General features: G+C 67.5%; 12 protein-coding genes. 4 read left to right on the plus strand and 8 right to left on the minus strand.

The window, feature by feature from the left end:
- Nucleotides 1-487, minus strand: a 487-nt coding sequence (locus tag AC1DS3_RS28050) for a glutamate--tRNA ligase family protein (protein WP_477128386.1), incomplete at its 3' end; no start/stop codon positions are given.
- Nucleotides 488-701: 214 nt separating this feature from the next.
- On the opposite strand from AC1DS3_RS28050, the gene AC1DS3_RS28055 reads away from it, so the two are divergent.
- Nucleotides 702-2,141: a CoA transferase gene (locus AC1DS3_RS28055; protein WP_441634397.1), complete on the plus strand. Its 1,440-nt coding sequence runs from the start codon at nucleotides 702-704 to the stop codon at nucleotides 2,139-2,141.
- A gap of 65 nt (nucleotides 2,142-2,206) precedes the next feature.
- Here the strand turns inward: AC1DS3_RS28055 and AC1DS3_RS28060 are convergent, their stop codons facing one another.
- The 6 genes from AC1DS3_RS28060 to AC1DS3_RS28085 form a co-directional block, all read right to left on the minus strand.
- A complete protein-coding gene (locus tag AC1DS3_RS28060; RefSeq protein ID WP_441634399.1) occupies nucleotides 2,207-2,824 on the minus strand; it encodes an FMN-binding negative transcriptional regulator in 618 nt (205 codons plus the stop codon).
- 4 nt (nucleotides 2,825-2,828) lie between these two features.
- Complete coding sequence (locus AC1DS3_RS28065; protein ID WP_441634401.1) at nucleotides 2,829-3,449, minus strand: pyridoxamine 5'-phosphate oxidase family protein; 621 nt, start codon at nucleotides 3,447-3,449, stop codon at nucleotides 2,829-2,831.
- A 109-nt stretch (nucleotides 3,450-3,558) separates the two neighbouring features.
- Nucleotides 3,559-4,419, minus strand: a complete 861-nt coding sequence (locus AC1DS3_RS28070; RefSeq protein WP_459371573.1) for a PhzF family phenazine biosynthesis protein — start codon at nucleotides 4,417-4,419, stop codon at nucleotides 3,559-3,561.
- 131 nt (nucleotides 4,420-4,550) lie between these two features.
- Nucleotides 4,551-4,949: a thiol-disulfide oxidoreductase DCC family protein gene (locus AC1DS3_RS28075; protein WP_441634405.1), complete on the minus strand. Its 399-nt coding sequence runs from the start codon at nucleotides 4,947-4,949 to the stop codon at nucleotides 4,551-4,553.
- A gap of 172 nt (nucleotides 4,950-5,121) precedes the next feature.
- The gene (ggt, locus tag AC1DS3_RS28080; RefSeq protein WP_477128387.1) at nucleotides 5,122-6,747 is read right to left on the minus strand and encodes a gamma-glutamyltransferase; all 1,626 of its coding nucleotides are present in this window, start codon (nucleotides 6,745-6,747) and stop codon (nucleotides 5,122-5,124) included.
- A 70-nt stretch (nucleotides 6,748-6,817) separates the two neighbouring features.
- Nucleotides 6,818-7,795 carry a Bug family tripartite tricarboxylate transporter substrate binding protein gene (locus tag AC1DS3_RS28085; RefSeq protein WP_459371571.1) on the minus strand — a complete coding sequence of 326 codons (978 nt, stop codon included), beginning with the start codon at nucleotides 7,793-7,795 and terminating at the stop codon, nucleotides 6,818-6,820.
- A gap of 256 nt (nucleotides 7,796-8,051) precedes the next feature.
- Between AC1DS3_RS28085 and AC1DS3_RS28090 the strand changes: the two genes are divergently transcribed.
- From AC1DS3_RS28090 to AC1DS3_RS28100, 3 genes are all read left to right on the plus strand, one after another.
- A complete protein-coding gene (locus tag AC1DS3_RS28090) occupies nucleotides 8,052-9,002 on the plus strand; it encodes a LysR substrate-binding domain-containing protein (protein WP_477128388.1) in 951 nt (316 codons plus the stop codon).
- Between the two features lie 176 nt (nucleotides 9,003-9,178).
- The gene (locus AC1DS3_RS28095; protein WP_477128389.1) at nucleotides 9,179-9,589 is read left to right on the plus strand and encodes a MerR family transcriptional regulator; all 411 of its coding nucleotides are present in this window, start codon (nucleotides 9,179-9,181) and stop codon (nucleotides 9,587-9,589) included.
- Between the two features lie 60 nt (nucleotides 9,590-9,649).
- Nucleotides 9,650-10,228, plus strand: coding sequence for an NAD(P)H-dependent oxidoreductase (locus tag AC1DS3_RS28100; protein ID WP_477128390.1), 579 nt, complete (start codon nucleotides 9,650-9,652; stop codon nucleotides 10,226-10,228).
- 109 nt (nucleotides 10,229-10,337) lie between these two features.
- On the opposite strand, the gene AC1DS3_RS28105 is transcribed toward AC1DS3_RS28100, so the two are convergent.
- On the minus strand, nucleotides 10,338-11,395 hold a 1,058-nt coding region (locus tag AC1DS3_RS28105), incomplete at its 5' end, for a tripartite tricarboxylate transporter permease (RefSeq protein WP_477128391.1).

Genomic DNA, 11,395 nt, shown 5'->3' on the forward strand with positions numbered 1-11,395 from the left:
GCGTAGAGCTGGTCGAAGTAGTCGCTGGCGTAGTACAGGTGCGGCTGCTTGCTGCCGTCCTTGGCCGTGGTGTCCCAGCTGAAGCGTAGAGCTGGTCGAAGTAGTCGCTGGCGTAGTACAGGTGCGGCTGCTTGCTGCCGTCCTTGGCCGTGGTGTCCCAGCTGAAKCCGAGCCAGTGCACCGCGTCGATGATGGAATCGACGTATTCGGTGTCTTCCTTGACCGGGTTGGTGTCGTCGAAGCGCAGGTGGCAGCGGCCACCGAAATCGCGCGCCATGCCGAAGTTCACGCAGATGCTCTTGGCGTGGCCGATATGCAGGTAGCCATTGGGCTCCGGCGGGAAGCGGGTGATGACGGGGGGCAACGGCTCGCCCTGGGCATCCTGGCGGCCGGCGTAGGTGCCGGCGGCGAGGTCCTGGTCGATGATGCTGCGCAGGAAATTGGATGCGGCGGTCGGGCTGTCGTTGGCTTTGGGGTCGTTGCTCATGGTGGCGCCGGTGGGCGGTTAAGTCAGGAGGCGGGGCGGCGGCCGGAGTCTGGCGCGCAGCCTGCCGCGCTGCTCGATTGCATGGCGGAATGCCGGATCGGGTGATTTTACCGTGCCGGGGACCCGAGTCGTGCAAACTCCGCGCACGGGCGCAAAAACACCCGGCGYGGCCTAGGATGGAGAGAGCGCACCCGCCCTGTGGAGCCTTGCCGCCATGCCGACGCCAACTATTTCCCAAGCCACTCGCCCAACCCCGCTGGAGGCCGTAGCCGGGCTCTGGCTGGCCGCCGGGCTGCCAGCCGCTGCCCTGGACCGGCTGCAGCTCAGCGGTGCCGATCCGGTGCTGCCGTCGTCGTTCGCCGTGGGCACGGCCGCCCAGGCCAGCCTGGGCGCGTCGGCGCTGGCCGCCGCCATGCTGTGGCAGCAGCGCAGCGGGCGCTGGCAGGACGTGGCCGTCGACATGCGCCACGCCGTGGCCGAGTTCCGCAGCGAGCGCTACCTGCGCGTGGGCGGCGAGCCCGCGGCGGAGTTCCGCGACAAGGTGTCTGGCCTCTACCGCTGCGGCGACGGCCGCTGGGTACGCGTGCATGCCAATTTTCCCCATCACCGGGACGGCGTGCTGCGCATCCTGGGCTGCCCGCACGATCTCGCCGCGGTGCGCTCAGCCTTGCAGAAATGGGACGCCGAGGCCTTCGAGGCCACCACCTCCGAGGCCGGCCTGGTCGTGGCCGCCCTGCGCAGCTTCGACGAATGGGACCGCCATCCGCAGGGGCAGGCGTTGCATGGCATGCCGCCACTCAACATCGAGCGCATCGGCGAAGCGCCGCCGCAGCCGCTCGCCGCGCTGCCCACGGCCGGCGCGCGCCCGCTCGGCGGCGTGCGCGTGCTGGATTTCACCCGCATCATTGCCGGGCCGGTAGCCGGACGCACGCTGGCCGCCCACGGCGCCGATGTGCTGCAGGTGAGCGCGGCCCACCTACCCAGTATTGCCCCGCTGGTGATCGACACTGGGCGCGGCAAGCGCGCCTGCCAGCTGGACCTGCGCGACCCCGACGACAAACGCACCCTGCACAAGCTGTTGCACGGCGCCGACGTGCTGATCCAGGGCTATCGCCCGCAGGGGCTGGCGGAGTTGGGCGTGGGGCCGGAGGCGGTGGCCCGCGCCCGCCCCGGCATCGTCTATGTGACGCTAAGTGCCTACGGGCATTTGGGTCCTTGGGCTGGCAAGCGCGGCTTCGATTCGCTGGTGCAGACCGCCAGCGGCTTCAATCAGGCGGAAGCGTCCGCGGCGCGCAGCGAGGAGCCGCTGCCGCTGCCGGCGCAAGTGCTGGACCATGCGGCTGGCTACCTGCTGGCGCTTGGCGCCATGGCCGGGCTGCATCGCCGTGCGGCCGAGGGCGGCAGCTGGCATGTGCGGGTGTCGCTGGCGCAGGTTGGCCAGTGGTTGCGCGGCCTGGGCCGAATCGACGGTGGCCTGGAGGCGCCGGACCAGCGCTTCGAGGACGTGTCCGACCTGTTGGTGACCCTGCCGTCGGGCTTTGGCGAACTGCGCGCGGTGTCGCACGCGGGACGCTTGTCCGAGACGCCCGCGCACTGGGCGCTGCCTTCAGTTCCGCTGGGCACGCACGCGCCAGAGTGGCTGCCGCGCGCCTGAGCGGCGCGAGAGCCGGGTTCGAAGCTGGCCGTGCGGGGGGGCTTCAGGCGTTCTTCAGGCGCGCTTCAGGCGCCCATCATGCGTGCCATCCACGCTGCCATGTCGCGCTCGATGGGGCTGCCTTCCTGCTGGGCCGCGAGAATGCGGGCGCGGTCGCCCGCCGGGCGGTTCTGGCTGAGCTTGAACTTGGCTTCGATGCGTGTGGGCACGATGCGCAGGCCCACGATCGCGCCCAGCATTTTCTGCTGGAAATCCTCCGGCAGCGCGCGCCACTGCGCAGCGTAGCCGGGCTCGTTCTGCGCGATCAACCGCTTGAGCAACGCATCCTTGGCATCGGCGTCATGGATCGTAGCGATCTCCGCATACACATGCACGGCCACGTAGTTCCAGGTCGGCACCGACAGCTTTTGCTCGTACAACGCTGGCGACACATAGCCATGCGGCCCCTGGAACACCAGCAGGGCGCTGGGCGTCTGCTCCAGCCAGCGCCAGTGCGGGTTGGCACGCGCCATATGGCCTTCGATCTGCCAGGCATCGCCGCTGCGCTGGGCCACCACCGGCAGGTGGGTGGCGAACGGCAGCCCGTCGGCGTCGTTGCCGATCAGCGTGGCAAAGGGGTAGCGGCGCATGACCTCGTCGATGGCGTCGCTTTCGGTGCTGGCGAAGTGGGATGGCGTGTACATGGGGTCAATACAGGGTTTGCTTCATCCGCGCGGGCTGCGACTCGTCGTAGGCGACGCCGTCGAAGGGATCCCGGCTCACGGCGGCAAGGATGGTGCCGTTGCTCGGCAGGCTGCTGCGCGCCACCTGTGTTTCCAGTGCCCAAAGCTTGGAGCGCACCAGCGCGCGGGCGCACTGGAAGAACACCGACTGGATTGAAATTACCAGCACGGTGGCCGGCGCCTTGCCATCCACGACGCAGCGCGCGATCAGCGCCGGGTCCACCGAGACATGGGCGGTGCCCGCCACGCGGATGGTCTCGTTCACGCCCGGGATCAGGAACAGCAGGCCAACGCGCGGGTCGGCGATGATGTTGCGCAGGCTGTCCAGGCGGTTGTTGCCACGCCGGTCCGGCAGCAGCAGCGTGCGCTCATCCAGCACCTGCACAAAGCCCGGCGCATCGCCGCGCGGGGAGACTTCCGCGTACTCGCCGCCCACCGTGGACAGCATGCAGAGCGGGGCGGCCTCGACGAAGGCACGGTAGTGCGGGTGCAGGTAGTCGACTTCCTTGGCGAGCGAGGCTTCGCCGGCTTCGGCGTAGTGGGCCTCCAGCTCGGCCAGCGTGGTCAGGGCGTGCGGCGTGGTCATGTCGGGCGGCGCATGTGGGGCGCTCGTTAGGGCGGTGGGAAGACCGGGCAGACGCTCACTGTAACGCAGTACCGCGCCTTTTGTCGCGTTGACGCCGCAAGCCTGCGCGTTACAGGTTGATGGTGCCGCGTCCCAGCTCGATCACGCGACCGCCCACGCGGATGGCCCGCTCGCCGGTGACTTCCAGGCGCAGCGTGCACGGCCGGTCGACCGCCTCGCCCTGCGAGACCTGATAGGCGGCCGGCAGCGCGTAATCGTTGGCGATCAGCCAGCCGCCCAGATTGGCGCAGGCCGAGCCGGTGCCCGGGTCCTCGGCCACGCCACCGCCTTGCTTGGTGAAGAAATAACGCGACACCACCTGGCCCGGCCGCGTCGGGTCGAAGGCGAAGACGTAGGCCGTCTTGCGGCCCAGGCTGCTCTGCGGCCAGGACGCCAGGCGTGCGCTGTCAGGCTGCGCGCGGCGCACCGCGTCCACGGTTTTCACGGGCACCATCAGCTGGTCGGCGCCGGTGTCGACCCAGATCGGCGCCGCCAGCAGGTCGGTCTCGGCGAGCCCGAGCAGYGATGCCATCTGCGCGTCCGGCAGGCCCGCCGGCGCGGTCCTGGGCGCACCCGCATGCGGCGCGGTGAAGGTCCACACGTCGCCCTGCGCGGTCACCGGCACCACGCCCGCTTTGAACTCCAGCGTGAGCGCGTCGCCGGTAGCGGCCAGGTCGCGCACCACATGAGCGGTGCCCAACGTGGGATGGCCGGCAAAGGGCATCTCGTAGCCCGTGGTGAAAATCCGGACGTGCGCGCTGGCCTGTTCGGAGGGGAGGATGAAGGTGGTTTCGGACAGGTTGAACTGCAGCGCCAGGGCCTGCATGGTGGCCGTGTCGAGCCCGCGCGCATCCTCGAACACGCACAGGGGATTGCCGCCGAAGGTGGATTCGGCGAAGACGTTGAGCAGGCGGAAAGCGTAGGTGGTCATGGCGGTCGGGGTGAAAGCAAAGGCGAAGGCCTCAGTGTAGTGCCGCAAGCGGCGTACACCATGCACAGTCGCCGCCATGGCAAGCAGGCCAGTTGCAGACAGTCGGGTGAGGCGCCCGACTCAGCGCCGACTCAGCGCCGGCCCGGCGTGCAGACGCCGTCCGCGCAGCCGTAGCCCAGCAGCCGGCTGGCCCGATAGCGGTTGCGCGCAAACCAGCGGTAGAGGTGCTGCCACGCGGGGCGGGTAGCCCGCAGCCTGAGCGGCCACACCAGCCAGCCCAGGCCGATCAGCGCATAGCTCTCGGCGATGCAGTCGATACCAACCAGCAAGTGTCCGTCGGCGCGCACGCCATGCAGTTCCGTATCCATGGCGGCGAAGGTGGTGCCGTAGGCCGCGGGATCGAAGCCCTCGCCGCGCATGTCGAGGTATCCCAGCCGGCCGTGGCGGTCGAGTCTCGCCATGCGCCGCATTTCGGCGGCACAGAGCGGGCAACCGCCGTCGAAGAACAGCGTCAGTGCGGGCGCGCTCATGTCATGTTCTCCTTCGCGTGGTGCGATCTGGCTTGCGTTTTGTCAGTAATTTCTGTCAATACAGAAATTTAGGATGAGATCGGCCGCCACGTCAAGGGGATCCGCACTGGCGGTGCACAGGCAAAAAAAAGCCCGCCTTGCGGCGGGCGCTCCCAGTGCTACCTACGGGTACTCAAAACCCTACGGCCTGCCCGTCGCGCCGGCTGTCGCTGGCGGCCACATAGCCATGCTCGGCATCGTCCGACAGGCGCCAGATAAACTGGCCCGAGCCAAAATCCATGTATGGGTCGTCGACCGACTTGAGCTGGTGGCCGCGAGCCTTCAGGCCAGCAACGACCGCCGGATCCATGGTGGATTCGACGTCCAGCGTGAAGTCGCGGTTGACCTTCCAGCGCGGCGCGCAGCACGCGGCCTGCGGCTGCTGGTTGTAGTCCACCATGCGCACCACGGTCTGCAGATGGCCCTGCGGCTGCATGTCGCCGCCCATCACGCCGAAGCTCATCACTGGCTGGCCGTCCTTGGTCAGGAAGGCCGGGATGATGGTGTGGAAGGGGCGCTTGCCGCCGGCCACCACGTTGGGGGATTTCGGATCCATCGAGAAGCCCACGCCGCGGTTCTGCAGGCTGATGCCGGTGCCCGGCACGACCACGCCGGAGCCGAAGCCCATGTAGTTCGACTGGATGAACGAGATCATCATGCCGTTCTCGTCGGCGGCGGTCAGGTAGATGGTGCCGCCGACCTTGGGCATGCCGAAATCGAAGTGCGTGGCGCGCTCCATGTCGATCAGCTTGGCGCGCGACTTCAGGTATGCGTCGTCCAKCATCTGCTCGGGCGTGACTTCCATGCTGCCAGGGTCGGCCACGTAGCGGTAGAGATCGGCAAAAGCCAGCTTCATCGCCTCGATCTGCAGATGCTGCGACTCGACCGAATCCACCGGCAGCGCGGCCATGTCGAACTGGTCCAGGATGCCCAGCGCCACCAGCGCGGCGATGCCCTGGCCATTCGGCGGGATCTCGTGCAGCTCGTAGCCGCGGTAGGCCTTGCTGATCGGCTTGACCCAGTCGGGCTTGTAGTTGCGCAGGTCGTCGGCCGTCATGGCGCCGCCGCATTCCTGGCTGAAGGCGACGATCTTCTCGGCGATCTCGCCTTCGTAGTAGGCGCGGCCTTTGCTGGCGCCGATCTTGCGCAGCGTGTCGGCGGCAGCCTTGAGCGTGAACTTCTCGCCCACATTGGGTGCCCGGCCATTCGGCATGAAGGCCTCGGCGTAGCCAGGCTGGTCCTTGAGTTCCGGCACGGCGGCTGCCCATTTGTGCGCCACCACCGGCGGCACGGCGTAGCCGCGCTCGGCGATCTCGATGGCGGGTTCCATCAGCTCGGCAAAGGGCAGCTTGCCAAAGCGCTCATGCAGCGCGGCCCAGCCGGCGATCACGCCCGGCACGGTGACGGCGTCCCAGCCGCGCACGGGGCGCTTKGCGATGCCGTTGGCGTCGGTGCCGTACTTGCTCTTGAAATACTCGGGGCTCCATGCCGCCGGCGCCACGCCCGAAGCGTTCAGGCCATGCATTTCCTTGCCGTCCCACAGGATCGCGAAAGCGTCGCTGCCCAGGCCGCACGAGACCGGCTCGACGATGGTGATGGCCGCCGCCGCGGCGATGGCTGCATCGACCGCATTGCCGCCCTTGAGCAGCATGCGCAGGCCGGCCTGCGCCGCCAGCGGGTGCGAGGTGGACACCACGTTGCGCGCGAACAGCGGGATGCGCACGGAAGGGTAGGGATTGGTCCAGTTGAAGTTCTGCATGCTTGTCTCGGTTCGATGCGCTGGCAGCGCTTGGCCGCGATGCCGCGGCCGGCTTGCCAGCGTTCGTACGTTATTCCACGGTGATCTTGCGATCCTTGATCAGCTTACCCCAGCGCGCGCTGTCCTTCTTGACCATCGCGGCGAACTGGGCCGGCGTGCCGCCAACGGGTTCCGCGCCCAGCTTGCCCAGGCGCTCCTTCACGTCGGGCGCCTGGATCGCCTTGTTGAATTCGGCGTTGAGGCGGTTCACCAGCTCGGCCGGCATCTGCTTGGGGCCATAGATGCCGAACCAGGTATCGGACTCGAAGCCGGGCAGGCCGGACTCGCTGGCGGTCGGGATCTCGGGCGCCAGCGGCGAGCGCTTCAGGCTGGTCACGGCCAGCGCCTTGAGCTTGCCGTCCTTCACGTGCGGCAGGCCCGAGACGATGCTGTCGAACAGGACCTGCACCTTGTTGGAGATCAGGTCGGGCACGGCCAGCGCGGTGCCGCGATACGGGATGTGCGTGATGAATACGCCGGCCTGCGCCTTGAAGGCTTCGGCGGTCAGGTGCACCACGGTGCCGTTGCCGCTGGACGCGTAGTTCAGCTCGCCCGGATGCTTCTTGGCGTAGTCGATCAGCTCCTTGACGTTCTTCACCGGCAGGCTGTTCGGCACCACCAGCACGTTGGTGGCGATGGCCACCTGGCCGATCGGCGTGAAGTCGGTCTCGGTGTTGTACGGCAGGCGCGTGTTGATGTACGGCCCKATCGAATGCGTGCTGGTCGTGGCGATCAGCAGCGTGTAGCCGTCGGCCGGGGCCTTGGCGGCCATGTCGGAACCGATGGCGCCGCCGGCGCCGGGCCGGTTGTCGACCACGATCTGCTGGCCCATGTTGGTGCCCACCTTCTGCGCGATGGCGCGAGCCAGCAAATCGGTGGCGCCGCTGGCCGGGAACGGCACGATCAGGCGGATCGGCTTGTTCGGGTAGGTGTCGGCGAGTGCCGGGACGGCGCTCAGCGCAAGTCCGGTGGCGAGGCTCGTGCCAAACAGGCGCAGCCAGTGTTTCATGGTGATCTCCGGATCGGGGAAGCAAGGCAAACGCAGGCCGGGGCCGGCCCTCGGGCAACACACTCCGCTGCGAATGCTGCCAGGCGGTGCTGCGGATCCATTATTCCGTGCAGGTCATCATAATGAAAGCTAATATTTCTTTCTTATGTCTAAAGGTTTTCTTAAGTATTGATGTTGATAATAAGTAACATATCAAGCCACGCACCAAGCCACGCACCAAGCCACGCACCAAGCCACGCATCATGACTTTCTCGCCATGAGCACCATCCGTTTCCTGCGCACCTTCGTCGCCGTGGCCGACCACGGCTCCTTTGCTGCCGCCTCCGAGCGGGTGGCCCTGACCCAGGCCGCGGTCAGCCTGCAGATGCGCGCGCTGGAGATGGAACTGCGCCGCGAGCTGTTCGACCGGGGAGGCCGGGTGGTGGCGCTCAATGCCGGCGGGCGCGAACTGTTGCCGCAGGCGCGCCGCATGCTCGCGCTCTACGACGAGATGCGCCTGCCCCCGGAAGCGCCGGACGCGATGGCCGGCGCGGTAGCGGTGGGCGCAGTGGTGTCGGTCATGGGCGGCCTGTCGCATGTGGTGGCGCGCATGAAGCGCGAATACCCGGCGCTGGACGTGCGCCTGGTCAGCGCCAAGTCTATCGAGCTGGCGGCGCAGGTGGAAGCCGGTGAGCTGGACGCGGCGATGCTGGTGGAAGGGGCGGGCCGCCTGCCCGGCACGTTGGTGTGGACGCCGCTTTACCAGGAGCCGCTGGTGGCGATTGCCGGGCGCGACAGCCTGGGCGCGAACGCGCGCGAAGCGCTGGCGGCCAACCCCTTCCTGCGTTTCGACCGCGGCCAGCGCACCGGCATGCTGGTTGCGCGGGCGCTACGCCGCGCGCATCTGCGCGTCAATGAGTTCCTCGAGCTGAACTCGATCGAAGCGCTCGTCGAACTGGTGCGCCAGCAGGTGGGCGTGACCGTGGTGCCGTTGCTGCAGCGCGCACGCTGGCTGGAGGACGAAGCCCTGCGCATCCTGCCGCTCGACATCGGCGGCGCGCGGGTGCTGCGCACCATCGGCATGCTGGAGCGGCGGGACCAGGCGCGCCGCCACGTCACGGCGGCCGTGCGGGACGCCTGCGCGGGCCTGTTCGATGTCCCTGGCGCCGGCGAAAGGCACCTCGGGGGGGGCTTGACTCTGCCCCTAAGGGCAAGCCTTACCCTGTGAAGCGCTTGCGGCAAGGTTCGCGCCATAAGCCAAGCCAAGCCAAGCCAAGCCAAGCCAAGCCAAGCCAAGCCAAGCCAAGCCAAGCCAAGCCAAGCCAAGCCAAGCCAAGCCAGGGCAAGCATGCAGGATGCCACTGGCGTTTCGTACTTTCGTACCAATGCAAGGGAGGAACGGGGATGTTCATCGGAGAAGTTGCCAGGCGCACGGGCGCGTCGCCGAAGGCGATCCGCCACTACGAATCGCTTGGCTTGCTAGGGCAGGTCACGCGCGCCGGCTCATACCGCGTCTACGCGGACGACGCAGTCAGGCAGGTCGGGCTGATCCGGCAGGCGCAGGCCCTGGGCTTTCGCCTGTCCGAGCTGCTTCCGGTGATGGATGCGGGCGCTGGGGAGCCGGACTGGCACCGGCTCGTGCAGCAGGTCGACAGCAAGCGTGCGAGCCTGCGCGAGGAAATCCACAGGTTGCGCAAGCTGGACGCCGAGCTTGGCGAGATCGGCGCGGAAATCCGTGCGTGCCTTGGCCGTGGCGAAGCGCGCGAAGCGGCCAGCGATGCGCCGCACGGCGCGATGGCGTGCCCGCGGCCTTGACTCTGCCTCAAGGGGCAAGCCTTACCCTCGCGGCGTCGACCTTTTTTGGAGAGCATCGCAATGCGGCAGCGAATACTGGTGATCATGGGTCACCCTTCGAACGACGGCTTGTGCGGCGCCATCGCCAGGACCTATGCGGCCGGCGCGGAAGCCGCGGGGCACGAAGTCCGGCTGCTCAGGCTGGATATGCTGAAGTTCGATCCCATCCTGCATGCGGGCTACAACGCCATCCAGGGCCTCGAGCCCGACCTGGTCGAGGCACAGGAAGCCATGGCCTGGGCGGGACACCTTGCGTTCGTCTTTCCGATCTGGTGGGGCGGCCCGCCCGCCTTGCTMAAGGGCTTCCTGGACCGCGTGCTGCTGCCCGGCTTCGCCTTCAAGTACCGCGCCGGCAAAGCGTTCCCTGATCAGCTCCTGAAGGGCCGCTCGGCGCATCTCCTGGTGACCATGGATACGCCGCCCTGGTATTTCAAATGGATCTACCGCATGCCGGGCATCCGCCAGATGCGCAAGACCACGCTGGAGTTCTGCGGGATCAAGCCGGTCAGCACCATGGCGTTCGGCCCGGTATTGGGCTCGCAGCCCGGGCAGAGGGATGCCTGGCTGGCGCGAGCCGGTGCGCTTGCCGCCAGCATCTGAGCGCCGCAGCGGGCAAGGCATGAAAAAAGGTGCCTTGCGGCACCTTGAGGGTCTTCAGTGGCATCGTCGCTCGCGGCCGGCACGGATACCGGCCGCGGGACTTGCTCTCTTATTCTTCCTGGAAAGCTTCCTCGCGCTTGTTCTTGATCGACGGCAGCGCCACGATCAGGACCAGCACGGCGGCTGCGATCAGCAGGCCGAGCGACAGCGGGCGGGTCAGGAACACGCTGAACTCGCCGCGCGACAGCAGCAGGGAGCGGCGGAAATTCTCTTCCATCATCGGCCCCAGCACRAAGCCCAGCAGCAGTGGCGCCGGCTCGCACTTGAGCTTGATGAACAGGTAGCCGATCACGCCGAAGGCCGCGGTCTGGAACACGTCGAACGTGGTGTTCTGGACCGAGTACACGCCGATGCAGCAGAACACCAGGATGGCCGGGTACAGGTAGCGGTAAGGCACCTTGAGCAGCTTGACCCAGATCCCGATCAGCGGCAGGTTCAGGATGATCAGCATGAAGTTGCCGATCCACATCGAGGCGATCAGGCCCCAGAACAGCGCGGGGTTGCTGGTCATGACCTGCGGGCCCGGCTGGATGTTGTGGATGGTCATCGCGCCCACCATCAGCGCCATCACGGCGTTGGGCGGAATGCCCAGCGTGAGCAGCGGGATGAAGGAGGTCTGCGCCGCGGCGTTGTTGGCCGATTCCGGACCCGCCACGCCTTCGATGGCGCCCTTGCCGAACTCATGCGAGAACTTCGAGGTCTTCTTTTCCAGCGAGTAGGCTGCAAACGAAGCCAGCGCCGCACCGCCGCCCGGCAGGATGCCCAGCGCGGAGCCCAGGAACGTGCCGCGAAGCACTGCCGGGATCATGCGCTTGAAGTCTTCCTTGGTCGGGAACAGGTTGGTGATGTGGTCCGTGAAGGTTTCGCGGGCATCTTTTTGTTCCAGGTTCGCGATGATTTCCGCGAAGCCGAACACACCCATGGCGACCGAGACGAAGTTCAGGCCGTCGGTCAGCTCAGGCACGTCGAACGAGAAGCGCGCGGCGCCCGAGTTCACGTCGGTGCCGACCAGGCCCAGCAGCAGGCCCAGCACGATCATGGCGATGGCCTTGACCAGCGAGCCCGACGCCAGCACCACGGCGCCGATCAGGCCCAGCACCATCAGCG

Source organism: Cupriavidus sp. 01L46 (assembly GCF_056399905.1).